The organism is Janthinobacterium fluminis (genome assembly GCF_028595325.1).
Lineage (GTDB): Bacteria > Pseudomonadota > Gammaproteobacteria > Burkholderiales > Burkholderiaceae_D > Janthinobacterium > Janthinobacterium fluminis.
Window position 1 is genome coordinate 522,394 of record NZ_JAQQXR010000005.1, and the last position, 15,808, is coordinate 538,201.

The window sequence follows — 15,808 nt, forward strand, 5'->3', positions numbered from 1 at the left end:
TTCCCGTCAGGACAGCGCCGCCGTCACCTTCAGCACTTCTTCGGCGCTGGTCAGGCCCTCGATGATCTTGAAGGCGCCGGCGATGCGCAGCGGCTTCATGCCGTCGGCCACGCTCTGGCGGCGCAGCGCCTGGATGTCGCTGTCCTCCTTGAGCAGCGCGCTGAAGGCGGGGCTGATGCTGAGCAATTCGTAGATGCCGGTGCGGCCGCGGTAACCGGTCTGGCGGCATTCGGGGCAGCCGACGGCGCGGTAGACGTGGGCCGGCTTGGGCAGTTGCCACGCCCCGCCTATGCCTTGCCAGATGTCGTCGGCGATGGCGCCGTCCGGGCTCTTGCAGTCCGGGCACAGCGTGCGCACAAGGCGCTGCGCCATGACGCCGATCAGCGTCGCCTCCAGCAGGTAGTGGGGCACGCCCAGCTCCAGCAGGCGCATGACGGCCGACGGCGCGTCGTTGGTGTGCAGCGTAGACAGCACCAGGTGGCCCGTCAGCGCCGCCTGGATCGCCATTTCGGCCGTGGCCAGGTCGCGGATCTCGCCGATCATGATGATGTCCGGGTCTTGCCGCATCAGCGCCCGCACGCCGTCGGCGAACGACAGGTCGATGCCGGGCTGCACCTGCATCTGGTTGAACGCCGCCTCGACCATCTCGATCGGGTCCTCGACCGTGCAGACGTTGACCTCGGACGTGGCCAGCGCCTTCAGCGTCGTGTACAGCGTCGTCGTCTTGCCCGAGCCGGTCGGGCCGGTGACGAGGATGATGCCGTGCGGTCGCGTCGTCAGCGCGTCCCAGCGCGCCGCGTCGTCGGGCGGAAAGCCCAGCTCCGGCAGCGTCTTGACGACGACTTCCGGGTCGAAGATGCGCATCACCAGCTTTTCGCCGAAGGCCGTCGGCAGCGTCGACAGGCGCAGCTCGATTTCCTGGCCGCCGGCCGTGCGCGTCTTGATGCGGCCGTCCTGGGGGCGGCGCTTTTCGATGACGTCCATGCGCCCCAGCAGTTTGATGCGCGCCGTCATCGCCAGCATCACGACGGCCGGCACCTGGTAGACCTGGTGCAGCACGCCGTCGATGCGAAAGCGCACCGAGCCGATGTCGCGCTTCGGCTCCAGGTGGATGTCGGAGGCGCGCTGCTCGAAGGCGTATTGCCACAGCCAGTCGACGATGTTGATGACGTGCTGGTCGTTGGCGTCGACTTGCTTGTTGCTGCGCCCCAGTTCGACCAGTTGCTCGAAGTTGTTGCGCAGCGCCAAGTCCTGGCCGGTCGACTTGTTGGCGTTCTTGATCGACTTGGCCAGGCTGAAGAACTGCGAGATGTACTGGGCGATGTCGAGCGGGTTGGCGACGACGAGTTTGATGGCGCGCCGCGAGATCTTGGCGATTTCCGCCTCCCACTCCAGCGCGAACGGCTCCGTCGTGGCGATCACCAGGGTGTGCGGCGTCAGTTCGACGGGCAGGATGTTGAAGCGCGCCGCGTAGCTGGCCGACATCACGTCGGCCACTTTGGTGAAATCGACCTTGAGCGGGTCGATGCGGATGAAGGGCAGGGCGACGCGCCCGGCCAGCCACTCGCACAGCAAATCCAGGGTCAGCGCCTTGTGCGGCGGCAGCGCCGAACTCAGCTTGCAGTGCGCCACCGCGCACAGCGGATGCATGTTGCCGACGATGTTCTTGAGGATGCCCTGGGCCTGGGCGTAATGGGCTTTGACGTGGGCCTTCTCGACCAGGCCGTCGGCCAGCAGCCAGCTGAAGATTTGTTGCAGGTCGAGGGCTTTCGGGGACGCATTCTTCATTCGCTACTTCCTCTTCACAAGTGCAGCAGGCGCCCCGGCCGTGCTAGACGGTGCTCTGGATGCCCTTGAGCCAGGATTTGGCGGGCAGCTTGGTGGCGGCGACGATGTCGGCGGCCCGCGCCGCCAGCGCGGCTAGCGCGTCGGCGTCGAGCGCCGGCCGGGTCTTGAACGCCAGCGCGACGACATTGCCATCATGCACTTCGGGCAGGCAGATGACATGGTCAAACGCAAATTTCATCGCTTTCACGTTCTTCGCGTAGCTCGGGTGGTCGCCGAACAGGTTTACCGTCATGATGCCGTGCGGCGCCAGGCAGGCGGCGCAGGCAGCGTAGAAGTCGGCGCTGTCGAGCACGGGGCCGCGCGCCGTGGCGTCGTACAGGTCCACTTGCAGGGCGTCGAGCGTGCCGTGGCGGGCGCTGTCGTTGACGAAGTCGAGGGCGTCCATTTCCAGCACGTCCAGGCGCTCATCGTTGGGCGGCAGCTTGAACATCGACGCGCACACGGCGATCACGGCCGGGTTCAGCTCGACGGCGCTGACGTGGGCGGCGGGGAACTGGCGGTAGCAGAACTTGGTCAGGGCGGCCGTGCCCAGGCCCAGTTGGGCGAGGCGCTGCGGCGCGGCGATCCACAGCATCCAGGCCATCATTTGCTGGGCGTATTCGAGCTCCGGCCAGTCCGGTTTGCGGATGCGCATGGCGCCCTGCACCCATTCCGTGCCGAAATGCAGATAGCGCACGCCATCGAGTTCCGACAGCGTAACGGGGGCGTAGCGGGGTTTGCGCGCCGGGCGCGAGGATTCTTGTTGTTCGATGGATTTACGTTTGATAAGCATAGGAAACCTGAGAGATTGCCCCATTATCCCGCGACGGCTTACTGTAAAGCAAGGGAAACCGGCGCGGCTGCCAGCTGGGGACACAGCCGGGGACAGACCACGATTTCCAAGAAAAACTTTGGAAATCGTGGTCTGTCCCCAACGCAGAAATGACAAAGCCGGTCAGGGCTGACCGGCTTGCGGGGACGGGACGGCTGCGGCGGCGCGTTTATTGCTGCGCCGGCTCCACCGAGACGCGCAGGCGCACGCGCTGGCCCGGGTCGTAGGACATCAGGCTCGTGTAGTTGCGGCCGCGGTAGTCGTAGGTCACTTCGTAGCCGTTGTTGCGCGATTCCCAGTGGTCGACGGTGCGGCATTGCTTGACGGCTTGTTCCTGCACGCCGCCACCGCTGTTGCCGCCGTTGTTGTCGAGGCGGTCGCCGGTGATGGCGCCGGCGATGGCGCCGGCCGCCGTCGCCGCCGAGCGGCCGCTGCCGCCGCCGACCTGGTTGCCGAGCAGGGCGCCGGCGATGCCGCCGATGATGGCGCCGCCGGCGCTGCGTTGTTGTTGCGGCTGCTGTACCTGGACGTATTCGGTGCGGCATTCCTGGCGCGGACGGTTCACCTGTTCGACTTGCGGCGTCACGCGCACGACGCGGCCGAACTCTTCAAAGTCGGCCGCTTGCGCGACGGGCAAGGCGCCTACACACAGGGCAGACAGCAGCAATTTGGCTTGCAAGTTCATTTCTTACCTCGTTGGTGAATATTTTATCGGGCATTTCTAACAACACGACCCTATGGTAATCCGCCTTGGCCCGCCGCTGCCGTTGGCATGGCAACAAATTGTAACAGCGGGGGCGGCGCGGCCGGCAGCCTGTAACATGCACTTTGACGCGGCGGGAGGGGCGGAATGGCGCCTGAATTTCGCAATATGTAACAAATCTTGCGTTTGGCGCTATATTCGGGTTGATTCGTTTAGTACAACACGTTACCCTAATAAGCGTATGGGGTCAGATTGACAGTGCATAGCACAGCATAGCATATCACGGCACGCGCATTGACCCGCCTGCGGTGGTGCGTCGATACGGAACACAGCACCAGCATATCCATACTAACAGGTCGATTTGAGGGAAAAATGAGTTTGTTAATAACCGTGCCGCCCAACCTTGTCCAGTCCATCCGTGCGTTTCGCGTGACCGAATTACAAGACGAGGCCGTCCGTCTCGGGCAGCACTTTTTATATGCACATTGCCTGGCCGGTTTCACCAAGCAGCAAGTGCTTGCCATTATTGCGGAGGCGTTTCAATTCCCCAAAAATTTTGGCAAGAATTTCGATGCCTTGCGTGAATGCCTGACCGACACCATGTATAAGGCCGGAACCCAGACGGGTTTTCTGGTGGTGTTGGAGCAATTGCCCAATACGCAAAAGTTTGACAAGGAAGCACGCGAAACCTTGCTGGACGTTTTTCGTGACGCGGCCGATTTCTGGGCCGATAAGAAAGTACCTTTCCGCGTTTTCTACTCGTTCGAGTAAGCGCGCCGAGCGGCGCCCCCGCTGCCCGCCCACCAGGCTGGCAGACGGCGGGCGCCGCCCGTTTTGCCCGGCATATTGCGTGCTGCGCCGCAACAAAATGACACGCCTTCCTTGGTCCGCGCCGCCAGAACGGGTACAATGCGCGGTTTGACGCTTCCTTTGCGACACGGGAAGTCCGCCAAGGCGACGCGCGCGCGGCGCCGCGGCGCCACCGCTTACCGCGCAACACGGTGCAGCGCCTGGCCGACGGCCTCGGCTGGTGCCGGCTCCTTCCACGCTTCGCCCTGAACGGCGGGGATTCTCAGAGCAACATTGATGAAAAACATCGTTATCCTCATTTCCGGACGCGGCAGCAATATGGAGGCGCTGGTCCGCGCGGCCCGGGCCGAGCAGTGGCCGGCCCGCATCGCCGCCGTCATCAGCAACCGCGCCGACGCCAAGGGCCTGGACTTCGCCGCCGCCAACGGCATCGCCACGGCCGTCGTCGCCAACAAGGATTATGCCAGCCGCGCCGAGTTCGACGCCGCGCTGCAAGGCGTCATCGACGGCTACGCGCCGGACCTGGTGGTGCTGGCCGGCTTCATGCGGATTTTGACGGCGCCCTTCGTCGCCCATTACGCCGGCCGCATGCTCAACATCCACCCCTCGCTGCTGCCGCACTTTCCCGGCCTGGCCACGCACGAACAGGCGCTGGCCAGCGGCATGGCGGAGCACGGCGCGACGGTGCACTTCGTCACGGCCGAACTCGACCACGGCCCCGTCGTCGCCCAGGCGCGCGTGCCCATTTTTCCGGGCGACACGGCCGAGACGCTGGCGGCCCGCGTGCTGGTCGAGGAACACACGCTTTACCCGCGCGCGATCCGCCTCTTCATCGACGGCAAGCTGTTGATCGAGCAGGGCGACGTCCGCGTGGACACCCAATAAAATTTAGACAGGAAAAATTATGAGATTGCCACCCGCGATACTGGCGAATGCCGAAGAAGTCTTGCGCGAAATTCTGCGCTTCACGGCGCCCGCCGACAGCACGCTGTCGCGCTACTTCCGCGACCACCCGCGCCTCGGTTCGCGCGAGCGCGGCGCCGTCGCCGAAGGCATTTACGCCGTCCTGCGCAACAAGTCCTTCTTCACCGACTTCGCCGAGGCCGGCAACGGCCCGACGATGCGCCGCCTGACCATTCTCGGCCTGGCCGAGGCGATGGGTGCCGATTCGCTGGGCGGCCTGACCGAGGAAGAAACCGAGTGGCTGGGCCGCATCGCGCAAATCGACCGCAGCCTGATGCAGCCGGCCATGCGCGCGAACATGCCGAAATGGCTGTTCGACAAATTGCTGGCCCAGTATGGCGACGCGGAAACGATGCTGCTGGCCGACGCCCTGAACGCGCCGGCGCCGCTGGACCTGCGCGTCAATTCCCTGAAGTCGAACCGCGAAGACGTCATGGCCGCGCTGGCCGAAGCGCCGGTGCTGAGCACGCCGACGCCCTACGCGCCGCTGGGTCTGCGCGTGCTGAAGAAGCCGTCGCTGCAAAACATGCCCTTGTTCCAGAGCGGCGCCATCGAGGTGCAGGACGAGGGCAGCCAGGTGCTGGCGCAGATCCTCGGTGCCAAGCGCGGCGAGATGGTGGTCGACTTCTGCGCCGGCGCCGGCGGCAAGACGCTGGCGCTGGGCGCGCTGATGCGCAACACCGGCCGCCTGTACGCCTTCGACGTGTCGGAAAAACGCCTGGCCAAGCTGAAGCCGCGCCTGGCCCGCAGCGGCCTGTCGAATGTGCACCCGGTGCAGATCGCGCATGAGCGCGACGCCAAGATCAAGCGCCTGGCCGGCAAGATCGACCGCGTGCTGGTCGACGCGCCATGCAGCGGCCTGGGCACCCTGCGCCGCAATCCCGACGTCAAATGGCGCCAACAGCCGCAATCGATCGTCGAACTGCAGGCAAAGCAGGCGGCCATCCTCGACGGCGCGGCGCGCCTGGTGAAGGGCGGCGGGCGCCTCGTGTATGCGACGTGCAGCTTCCTGAACGAGGAAAACGACGCCATCGCCGAGCAATTCCTCGCCACGCACCCGGACTTCGTGCTGCTGCCGATGTCGCAAGTGCTGGCCGAGCAGAAAATCGAACTGGAGATGGGTGATTACCTGAAATTGCTGCCGCACCGCCACCAGACCGACGGTTTCTTCGCCGCCGTGTTCGAGCGCAAAGCGATGCCGAAAAAAGTCTTCGCCGACCAGGCGCCCGACGCCGACGCCGCCGAGTAAGCGGCAGTTCCCGGGTTGGCGGCCTGGGGCGGGGGACCTGCCCGCTCCAGGCCGCTGGTTTACAATACTCCCCGTATTGTTAGCCCAGGCAAGCAGCCTGGCCACAGGGCCGCGCCGCGCGCCCCCTCCGTTTTTTTTCCGCGACCGACATGACCCAGATCCCGCTCCTGAACCTGATCGCCGATTTTGCCGACGATGTGCGCAACCCCGCGATGATGTGGCAAATTGGCGCCATTATTGTCAGCATTACGCTCGGCTGGGGGCTGGCGCGCGGCTTGCGCGCGGCCTTCGTCCGGCACGGCCTGGCGCCGGCCGCCGCGCGCTTCGGCATGGAAAGCTTCATGCGCGTGCTGACGCCGCTGTCGATCGCCGCGCTGCTGGCCGGCGCGAAATTCTGGCTGGGCAAGTCCCAGCACGTGCATTTGCTCAGCGTCGCCTTGCCGCTGTGCAGTTCGCTGGCGCTGATACGCTGCGGCTTCTATTTGCTGCGCAAGGTCTTCGCCCGCCATGGCCAGGTCGGCGCCGCCATCATCACCTTCGAGAAAATCTTCGCGCTGCTGGTCTGGCTGGCCGTCGCGCTCTACATCACGGGGCTGTGGCCGGATCTGTTCGAGTACCTGGAGGACACCACTCTGCCGCTGGGCAAGAACAAGGTGGCCATCGCCACCATCCTGCAAGCCATCGTTTCGGTCGCCGTGCTGCTGATGCTGGCCCTGTGGGCCGGCGCGGCGCTGGAAGAGCGCCTGATGAAGGTGCAGGGCTTGCATTCCTCGCTGCGGGTGGTGATCGCGCGCATGGGGCGGGCCGTGCTGATCCTCGTCTCGGTGCTGCTCAGCCTGTCGCTGGTGGGCATCGACCTGACGGTGCTGTCCGTGTTCGGCGGCGCCCTCGGCGTCGGCCTCGGCCTGGGCCTGCAGAAAATCGCCAGCAATTATGTGTCCGGCTTCATCATCCTGCTCGACCGCAGCCTGTCGATCGGCGACATGATCACGGTCGACAAATACAGCGGCCGCGTCACCCACATCAATACCCGCTACACGGTGTTGCAGGGCCTGGACGGCGTCGAATCGATTGTGCCCAATGAAATGTTCGTCTCCGGCGCCGTGCAGAACTCCTCACTGTCGAACCGCAACCTGTGGCTGGCGACCCAGGTGTCGGTGGCTTACGACTCCGACCTGGACCAGGTGCTGGAGCTGCTGGTGGCGGCCGCTTCCAGCATCGAGCGCGTCGCCGCCGAGCCGGCGCCGTCGGCCACGCTGCAGCGCTTCGGCGCCGACGGCCTCGATTTGCAGGTGGGTTTCTGGATCAACGATCCGGAAAACGGCCGCGGCGGCGTCACCTCCGACGTCAACCGGGCCATCTGGCGCGCGCTGAAGGCGAACAATATTTCCCTGCCGTATCCGCAGCGCGAAGTGCGCATTATCGGCACGCCGCGGGCCGGCGCCGGCCCGCTCGGCGGAGAAGCGGGAAGTTAGTGCAGTGTTGCGCAAAGCTAGCTGATTGGCGGCAATGCTTCGTTTAGACAAGCTGAAATCAGCGTACAATAAGGTCCAAAATTGGAGAAAAACGGACCTTCCCATGACTGCGGAAGCGACCGTTGGCGCGCTATTTACTTTGGAGTAGTAATGACTTTAAGTTCAGTTGTAAACGCCACGCTGGAGTTCCTGGCGAGCGGCATCACCGGCTTTTCTGGCTGGCAAGTATTCTTCTATACGCTGGTGGTGACGCACATCACGATCGCCAGCGTGACCATCTATTTGCACCGCCACCAGGCCCACCGCGCGCTGGAGCTGCACGCCATCCCCAGCCATTTCTTCCGTTTCTGGCTGTGGCTGACAACGGGCCAGGTCACCAAGGAGTGGGCCGCCGTGCACCGCAAGCACCACGCCAAATGCGACACCGAGGAAGATCCGCACAGCCCGGTTACCCGCGGCATCAAGAAAGTCTTGTTCGAGGGCGCGGAGCTGTACCGCATCGAATCGAAAAACCTGGAAACGATGGAGAAGTACGGCCACGGCACGCCGACCGACTGGATGGAGCGCAATGTCTACACCCGCTACAGCTGGGCCGGCGTGGTTTCCTTATTGCTGATTAATATAGCGCTGTTCGGCGTCATCGGCGTGTCCGTCTGGGCCGTGCAGATGATGTGGATACCCATCACGGCCGCCGGCATCATCAATGGCATCGGCCACTACTGGGGCTACCGCAACTATGAATGCTCGGACGCGGCCACCAACATCATTCCCTTCGGCATACTGATCGGCGGCGAGGAATTGCACAACAACCACCACACCTTCGCCACGTCGGCCAAGCTGTCGTCGAAATGGTATGAGGTCGACATCGGCTGGGCCTATATCCGCGGCCTGGAAATGTTGGGGCTGGCCAAGGTGAAGAAGCGCGCGCCGGAGCCGAAGTTCTTGCAAGGCAAGCTAGAAGCGGACTTCGACACCCTGCAATCGGTCATCGCCAACCGCTACGACGTGATGTCGAAATATGCCAAATCCATCAAGCACGCGTGGAAGGAAGAATTGGCTCAGCTCAAGGGCAAGGCCGAGCTGGAGGCGCGCTTCCTGAATTCTTCGCGCAAGCTGTTGCAGCGCGAGCCGGGCAAGCTGGAAGGTTCGCAGCGGCAGCAATTGAGCGAGTTGTTCCAGCATAGCAAGGCGCTGGAAACGATGCACCAGATGCGCGTCGAACTCGGCGTGATCTGGGAGCGTTCGCACTTCACGCGCGACCAGTTGCTGCACAAATTGCAGGACTGGTGCAACCGGGCCGAGGCGTCCGGCATCAAGTCGCTGCAGGAATTCTCCTTGCGCCTGCGCAGCTACGCCTAAACGCCGCGCCGGCCATGCCGGCGCCGCTATCTAGAGCTCCGCTAGCGGCCCCGCTTGCGGGGCTTTTTTACGCCTGCCCCTTTGGGGGAATGGAAACGGAAAATGAAAACGCGGACGTAAAAAAGCCGCTCAGCGAGCGGCTTTTCCGGCCAAAGCACGAAGAGCGGATTACTTGATCTTCGTTTCTTTGTACGTTACGTGCTTGCGTGCTTTAGGATCAAATTTCATGATCTCCATTTTCGCAGGCGTCGTACGCTTGTTTTTGGTGGTCGTGTAGAAGTGACCCGTACCGGCGGTCGATTCTAACTTGATTTTGTCGCGGCCTGATTTTGCCATGATAGCTCCCTTATTCTGCTAATTAGACTTTTTCGCCACGAGCGCGCATATCGGTCAATACGGCGTCGATGCCGACTTTGTCGATGACGCGCAGACCGGCGTTGGACAAACGCAGGGAAACCCAGCGGTTTTCAGATTCAACAAAAATGCGACGATTCTGCAAGTTAGGCAAAAAACGACGTTTGGTTTTGTTGTTTGCATGGGAAACATTGTTGCCGACCATCGGCTTCTTCCCAGTGACTTGGCAAACACGTGCCATGGCGCACTCCTTAAGGACTTCCACAATTGGAAAAACGAGAGTATAGCCAAAAACCGCAGATTTATCAATGACTTGCGAAAAACAATTGTGTCACGTTGTTTTTGAAAAATTTAACAATTGAAATTTCCCCCGTATTTCCCCGTTTACGCCCGTGGCGGCGCGGTAAACCGGCGCGCGCCGCGGGCCGCGGCTACAGCTGGCCGTGCTCGGCAAAGGAATGCACCTGGCAGCCGGCCACGACGAAGTGGTCGAGGATGCGCACGTCGACCAGGGCCAGCGCCTGCACCAGCGCGCGTGTCAGCAGCAGGTCGGACTCGCTGGGTTCGGGCGTGCCGGACGGGTGGTTGTGGGCCAGCATCACGCTGGCCGCGTTGCGCGCCAGCGCCTCCTTGACCACCTCGCGCGGATAGACGCTGGTGTGGGTCAGGGTGCCGCGAAACAGTTCGCAGGTTTCGATCAGGCGGTTTTTGACGTCCAGGAACAACACATAGAAGGATTCGTGGGATTTGCCGCTCAGCATCAGGCGCAGGTATTCCTTGACGGCCTGGGGCGAGCTGAGCACGTGCCCGCTGACCAGTTGCTCGCCGATGGCGCGGCGCGCCAGCTCCATCACCGCCTGCAGTTGGGCGAACTTGGCCGCGCCCAGGCCATGCACGGCGGAAAAATCCTGCAGGCTGGCGCCGAACAGGCCCTGCAGCGAGCCGAAATGGCCGACGGCGTCGCGCGCCAGTTCGACGGCGTTCTTGCCCTTGACGCCGGTGCGCAGGAATAGCGCCAGCAGTTCCGCGTTCGACAGCGCCTGGGCGCCTTCGTTGATCAGGCGTTCGCGCGGCCGTTCCTGCGCCGGCCATTGATTAATTCCCATGTTTCCCCCGGAAATTTGCCGCCGCTTGCCCTGCGCATGGGGCGCCGGGGACAAGGTGGCTTACAATATCGTTTTGCCTGCACACGAATAGTTATTATGTCCAACGCCCACACCGCAGTCGTCACCCCATCGGCCTACCTTACCTTGCATTATCGTCTGGCCAGCGCCGACGGTACTGATATTGTCACTACCTTTAACGGAAATCCCGCCACGCTGATGCTGGGGCAGGGCCAGTTGGCGCCCTTCCTCGAAGAGCGCTTGATCGGTTTGCCCGAAGGCAGCCACCAGACCTTCGAGTTGGCCGCCGGCCAGGGCTTCGGCGAGCGCAACCCGGACCTCGTGCAGTTGGTCACGCGCGCCACGCTGGACGAGAATTCGGCGCCCGGCACGGATTACCAGATCGGCGACCTGATCGATTTCGCCGCGCCGGGCGGCGGCCGCTTTGCCGGCGTGCTGCGCGAGTTGAAGGACGATTCCGCGCTGTTCGATTTCAACCATCCGCTGGCCGGGCAGGCGCTGACCTTCGAGGTGAAGCTCCTGTCGGTCCTGTAAGCGGCTGCATCTATATACAAGGATTAGCGATGGACAAAGAAATTCTCCTGGCGCAGCCGCGCGGTTTTTGCGCCGGCGTCGACCGCGCGATCGAAATCGTCGAGCGCGCGCTGCAGCAGTTCGGCGCGCCGATTTATGTGCGCCATGAAATTGTGCACAACGCCTATGTCGTCGCCGACCTGCGCAACAAGGGCGCGATCTTCATCGACGACCTCGACGACGTCCCGGCCGGCAACACCCTGGTGTTTTCCGCCCACGGCGTGTCGCGTGCGGTGCGGGCCGAGGCGGAGTCGCGCGGCCTGAGCATTTTCGACGCCACCTGCCCGCTGGTCACCAAGGTCCACGTCGAAGTGGCGAAGATGCGCCGCGAAGGGCGCGAGATCGTCATGATCGGCCACGACGGCCATCCCGAGGTCGAGGGCACGATGGGGCAGGCCGAGCTGGGCATGTACCTGGTCGAAACGCTGGACGACGTGGCCCGCCTCAACGTGGCCAACCCGGACATGCTGGCCTATGTGTCGCAAACCACCTTGTCGGTCGACGACACGGCCGACATCATCGCCGCGCTGAAGGCCAGGTTCCCCAGCATCGCCGAGCCGAAGAAGGGCGACATCTGCTACGCGACGACGAACCGCCAGGAAGCCGTCAAATTCATGGCGCCGCAAGTGGAGGTGGTGATCGTCGTCGGCAGCCCGAACAGCTCGAACTCGAACCGCCTGCGCGAAGTGGCGGACAAGATGGGCACGCCGGCGTATATGGTCGACAACGCCTCGCAAGTCGATCCGGCCTGGCTGGACGGCAAGGTGCGGGTCGGCGTCACGGCCGGCGCGTCGGCGCCGGAAGTGCTGGTGCAGGCCGTCATCGACCGCCTGAAGGAATGCGGCGTGCGCAGCGTGCGCGCGCTCGACGGCGTGCAGGAGGCGGTGACCTTCCCGATGCCGAAGGGCTTGGACGGGGCGCGCGGCGACGCCGTCTGAGACGCGGCGCCGCAATGAAAAATCGGTGGCGGCCCTGCGTACAGGGCGGCCACCGACTCGCCGCTCATGAATGAGCGGAATGATTACTTGGTCACTGCCAGCAGGGCGCGCTTGCCGCTGCGGTAGGTGTACAGCGTCAGCGTGCCTTCGAGCATGTCGCCTTTGGCGTCAAACGCGATATTGCCGGTCACACCCTTGCGCTTGATCTTGGCCAGGAAAGGCAGATACTTCGCCGGTTCGGCCGAACCGGCTTTTTGCATCGCCTCGACCATCGTCATGACGGCATCGTAGACATACGGTCCGTAGATCTGCACTTCGACGCCGAATTTCTTCTTGTAGGCGGCCTTGAAATCGTCCAGCGAGGATTTCTGCGCATCCTCGACGCCGCCCGCTTCCGCGCAGACCACCTGGTTGTCGCCCAGCGCGTCGCCGGCCAGCGTGGACAGCGCTTCGGTGCAGATGCCGTCGCCGCCCATCAGCTTGGCGTTGATGCCCAGCTGTTTCATCTGGCGCAGCATCGGGCCGGCCACGGCGTCCATGCCGCCGAAGAAGATCACGTCCGGGTTTTTCGCCTTGATGGCCGTCAGGATGGCGCCGAAGTCGGTGGCCTTGTCGGTCGTGTACTGGCGGCCGACGATTTCGGTGCCGGCTTTCTTGCTGTTCACGCCCTTGATGAATTCTTCGGAAACGCCCTGGCCGTAAGCGGTGCGGTCGTCGATGACGGCCACTTTCTTGGCCTTGTTGATTTGCACGGCGTAGCGGCCCAGCGTGCCGCCCAGCTGGCCGTCATTGGCGACCAGGCGGAAGGCCGTCTTGAAGCCCTGCTGCGTGTATTTCGGGTTGGTCGCCGATGGCGAGATTTGCGGGATGCCCGCTTCGTTGTAGATCTTCGAGGCCGGGATGGTCGTGCCGGAATTCAAGTGGCCGATCACGCCGTTGACTTTGGCGTCGACCAGTTTTTGCGCGACGGCCGTGGCCTGTTTCGGATCGGCGGCGTCGTCTTCGGTCAGCAGTTCCAGCTTGACCTTTTTGCCGCCTATCATCACGCCCTTGGCGTTGAGTTCGTCGATCGCCATGCGGGCGCCGTTTTCATTGTCTTTGCCGAGATGGGCAATTGCGCCGGAGATCGGGCCGACGTGGCCGATCTTGACGACTTCCTGGGCTGCAGCGGTGCCGGCGAATGCGAAAGCGATGGCGCCAGCCAGTGGAATCATTTTTTTACTGATCTGCATTAGGTCTTCTCCAGAGGATTTAAAAAACAGGGACTTGCCAAATTGCCGCAACAGCGTTGCGGCGGGGCGACACCAATTTCTCTTACCGGGCTATGTATAGCCTCTTGTGTATCCTGACATCCTGCAATGCTGCAAACCACGACGCCGGCGCGATGCCTTGGCCGCGGTCCGGAGCACGATGACATAGGGCCGGGCCATATGTCAATATATTAAGTATGGACGGTCCGTCCTATGTCCATTTTTACAGCGGCGCCGACATCCGGGGGATGAGGGCGCCGCTGTGACTGCCAACTGCGTCTGTTGTTGCCTAGACTAGCTTAGAACTTGTGGCGGATACCAACGGTGACGGCGCTCGATGCCTTGCCCAGCGCTGGGGTGCTGCCGTCGCCGCCGCTCGATGCGTCGCCGACGGTGCCGACGGCGTTCGCTTCATTGGTGATGCGGGCGTACGAGGTGTACACATTGGTGCGCTTGGACAGGCTGTAGGTGTAGCCGATGCCGAACTGTTTGGAACCCATGTCGTTTTTGGTGCGGTCGCTTTTCTTGACGAACGAAGCCATCACCGAGCCGGCCGCGCTGACAGGCACGGTCACGCCCAGCATGTAGTCGCGGAAGTTGGAACCGGTCACATCGTTCTTGTCCGTTTCGTAGGCTGCGTGCGCGGTGGCTGGGCCGAAGTTGTAGGTGCCGCCGACCAGCAGGGCTTTGCTGCCGCCGGTGGTGGTGACGCCCGAGGTGAAGGCGTTCAGTTTGTCGTAGGCGATGGTCAACACCAGCGGGCCGTTGTTGTAGTCAGCCGACAGGCCGAGGGTGCGGCCGGTTTTGTTTTCGCCGGCGCCGTACATCAGGTTGGCGGTGAAGCCGCTGACGGTTGGGGTGCTGTAGGTGACGGCGTTGTCGGTGCGATAGTTACCGGCAACCATCAGGTTGTCGATACGGCCAGGCAAGCCCGTGCCGAAGGGATCGATCGAATCGATGGAGATAAAGATCGGGTTGTATTGGCGGCCCAGGTTGACGGCACCGAAGGCGCCGGACAGGCCGACGAAGGCTTGGCGGCCGAACAGGCGGTCGCCTTGGCGGGTTTTGCCGGTGTCGAGGTCGAAGCCGTTTTCAATCTGGAAGTTCGCTTTCAAGCCGCCGCCCAGATCTTCCGTACCTTTGAAACCCAGGCGATTGCCCGATTGCACGCCGGTTGCCAGTTTCGTGACCGAGCCGGCCGCGCCGCCCATTTCACGGGTTACACCTGCATCCAACACGCCATAGACGGTCACGGAAGATTGTGCGGAGGCGGCGCCTGCAAACGAGGCCAGGACTGCGAGTGCGAGAAGCGATTTTTTCATTTTGGGTCATCCTAAAAGATTATGTTGTACAACTTCTTAATGTTGCTTTCGGCCAGGCTGCGAGCCGGGACCTGCTTGTCGTTTCTATCCAAGAAGCTGAGCTTATTTGACCAAAAATTACTAAGATCACATACAAAAATCATGCAAAAGCGCAAATTGAGTACGATTTGGCGACATTTTTACGACACATTATTGCTATATTGCATCAAAGTTTAGCTAAATATGTATTTTATGATAATCTTTCCACGAGGTGCGCCGGCGAATAAAAAACGGAAAATCCGGCATTTTCCAGCACGTCCGCGCGGCACGAAATCACGCCACATTCACTGTTTGGTAATGTTTCTCTCGCCACAACAGAATTTTATTTGGGCGTAAGCTAAATTCCCGTGATGTTTATCGTATTCTTAGTTATTATGGCTGCGCTTTAGAAATTGCCTTCTAATCATTATGGCTACTGCATTCGACAGGCAAGAGTAAGAGCACCTACCGTATACGTGGGAGACAGGGCAAGAGGCGTCACTGAAAGTATACGCGTAGTCGCCGCCCATTATTGTCAATAAGGCATTCTTATGGCAGCTCCGGTGTTGTTTTTTGGAGTTGCCGTTTTGTTTTTTGATGACGATGGTTGCGCAAAATATAATTCGACTCATAAAGGGCAAGCAAAACATGGATACATTTATCCAACAAATCATCAATGGCCTGGTGCTGGGCAGCATGTACGCGCTGGTCGCACTCGGTTACACGATGGTGTACGGCGTACTCAACCTCATCAACTTCGCCCACGGCGACGTGCTGATGATAGGGGCGATGGTCGGTCTGACCATCCTCAAACTGCTCAACTCCTTCGCGCCCGACCTGCCCGGCTTCGTCAAGCTGGCCATCGCCATCGCCGGCGCGATCCCGGCCTGCATGCTGGTCAATATCGTCATCGAGCGGGTCGCCTACCGGCGGCTGCGCAACGCGCCCCGATTGGCGCCCTTGATCACCGCCATCGGCGTGTCGATCCTGTTGCAGACGTTCGCGATGATG

At 62.2% G+C, this 15,808-nt stretch carries 16 protein-coding genes; 8 read left to right on the forward strand and 8 right to left on the reverse strand.

All coding sequences use genetic code 11. From position 1 onward, the window contains the following. Positions 1-6: 6 nt before the first annotated feature. The 3 genes from tfpB to OIK44_RS15725 all read right to left on the reverse strand — a co-directional run bounded on the left by tfpB (position 7) and on the right by OIK44_RS15725 (position 3,344). Positions 7-1,788 carry a type IV pilus assembly ATPase TfpB gene (tfpB, locus tag OIK44_RS15715; RefSeq protein WP_273671953.1) on the reverse strand — a complete coding sequence of 594 codons (1,782 nt, stop codon included), beginning with the start codon at positions 1,786-1,788 and terminating at the stop codon, positions 7-9. Positions 1,789-1,831: 43 nt separating this feature from the next. After that, the gene (locus OIK44_RS15720) at positions 1,832-2,620 is read right to left on the reverse strand and encodes a spermine/spermidine synthase domain-containing protein (protein ID WP_273671954.1); all 789 of its coding nucleotides are present in this window, start codon (positions 2,618-2,620) and stop codon (positions 1,832-1,834) included. A 208-nt stretch (positions 2,621-2,828) separates the two neighbouring features. Then, positions 2,829-3,344, reverse strand: a complete 516-nt coding sequence (locus OIK44_RS15725; protein WP_273671956.1) for a glycine zipper 2TM domain-containing protein — start codon at positions 3,342-3,344, stop codon at positions 2,829-2,831. Between the two features lie 390 nt (positions 3,345-3,734). On the opposite strand from OIK44_RS15725, the gene OIK44_RS15730 reads away from it, so the two are divergent. The 5 genes from OIK44_RS15730 to OIK44_RS15750 all read left to right on the forward strand — a co-directional run bounded on the left by OIK44_RS15730 (position 3,735) and on the right by OIK44_RS15750 (position 9,218). Continuing rightward, complete coding sequence (locus tag OIK44_RS15730; RefSeq protein ID WP_273671958.1) at positions 3,735-4,133, forward strand: barstar family protein; 399 nt, start codon at positions 3,735-3,737, stop codon at positions 4,131-4,133. 315 nt (positions 4,134-4,448) lie between these two features. Next, complete coding sequence (purN, locus tag OIK44_RS15735; protein ID WP_273671960.1) at positions 4,449-5,057, forward strand: phosphoribosylglycinamide formyltransferase; 609 nt, start codon at positions 4,449-4,451, stop codon at positions 5,055-5,057. A 19-nt stretch (positions 5,058-5,076) separates the two neighbouring features. Then, positions 5,077-6,384, forward strand: a complete 1,308-nt coding sequence (locus tag OIK44_RS15740) for an RsmB/NOP family class I SAM-dependent RNA methyltransferase (RefSeq protein WP_273671962.1) — start codon at positions 5,077-5,079, stop codon at positions 6,382-6,384. A 149-nt stretch (positions 6,385-6,533) separates the two neighbouring features. Continuing rightward, positions 6,534-7,859: a mechanosensitive ion channel family protein gene (locus OIK44_RS15745; RefSeq protein ID WP_273671964.1), complete on the forward strand. Its 1,326-nt coding sequence runs from the start codon at positions 6,534-6,536 to the stop codon at positions 7,857-7,859. Positions 7,860-8,009: 150 nt separating this feature from the next. Then, entirely contained in the window at positions 8,010-9,218 is a 1,209-nt protein-coding gene (locus tag OIK44_RS15750; protein WP_273671966.1) for a DesA family fatty acid desaturase, read from the forward strand. Positions 9,219-9,386: 168 nt separating this feature from the next. Here OIK44_RS15750 and rpmG read toward each other — a convergent pair whose 3' ends face one another. The 3 genes from rpmG to radC all read right to left on the reverse strand — a co-directional run bounded on the left by rpmG (position 9,387) and on the right by radC (position 10,678). Then, complete coding sequence (gene rpmG, locus OIK44_RS15755) at positions 9,387-9,554, reverse strand: 50S ribosomal protein L33 (protein WP_010400929.1); 168 nt, start codon at positions 9,552-9,554, stop codon at positions 9,387-9,389. 22 nt (positions 9,555-9,576) lie between these two features. Further along, positions 9,577-9,813 (reverse strand): 50S ribosomal protein L28, encoded by a 237-nt coding sequence (gene rpmB, locus OIK44_RS15760; protein WP_026637479.1) that lies wholly within the window; start codon positions 9,811-9,813, stop codon positions 9,577-9,579. A 190-nt stretch (positions 9,814-10,003) separates the two neighbouring features. Then, complete coding sequence (radC, locus tag OIK44_RS15765; RefSeq protein WP_273671969.1) at positions 10,004-10,678, reverse strand: RadC family protein; 675 nt, start codon at positions 10,676-10,678, stop codon at positions 10,004-10,006. Between the two features lie 96 nt (positions 10,679-10,774). On the opposite strand from radC, the gene OIK44_RS15770 reads away from it, so the two are divergent. Next, positions 10,775-11,230, forward strand: a complete 456-nt coding sequence (locus OIK44_RS15770; RefSeq protein ID WP_273671971.1) for an FKBP-type peptidyl-prolyl cis-trans isomerase — start codon at positions 10,775-10,777, stop codon at positions 11,228-11,230. Positions 11,231-11,259: 29 nt separating this feature from the next. Further along, on the forward strand, positions 11,260-12,207 hold the full coding sequence (gene ispH / locus OIK44_RS15775; RefSeq protein WP_273671972.1) for a 4-hydroxy-3-methylbut-2-enyl diphosphate reductase: 948 nt from the start codon (positions 11,260-11,262) through the stop codon (positions 12,205-12,207). An 83-nt stretch (positions 12,208-12,290) separates the two neighbouring features. On the opposite strand, the gene OIK44_RS15780 is transcribed toward ispH, so the two are convergent. Together OIK44_RS15780 and OIK44_RS15785 are read right to left on the reverse strand one after the other, a co-directional pair. After that, positions 12,291-13,439: a branched-chain amino acid ABC transporter substrate-binding protein gene (locus OIK44_RS15780; protein ID WP_273671973.1), complete on the reverse strand. Its 1,149-nt coding sequence runs from the start codon at positions 13,437-13,439 to the stop codon at positions 12,291-12,293. 317 nt (positions 13,440-13,756) lie between these two features. Beyond that, positions 13,757-14,779: a porin gene (locus tag OIK44_RS15785; RefSeq protein WP_273671975.1), complete on the reverse strand. Its 1,023-nt coding sequence runs from the start codon at positions 14,777-14,779 to the stop codon at positions 13,757-13,759. A gap of 666 nt (positions 14,780-15,445) precedes the next feature. On the opposite strand from OIK44_RS15785, the gene OIK44_RS15790 reads away from it, so the two are divergent. Then, positions 15,446-15,808 (forward strand): branched-chain amino acid ABC transporter permease (locus tag OIK44_RS15790; protein ID WP_420213848.1); only part of this gene is annotated, 363 nt, incomplete at its 3' end.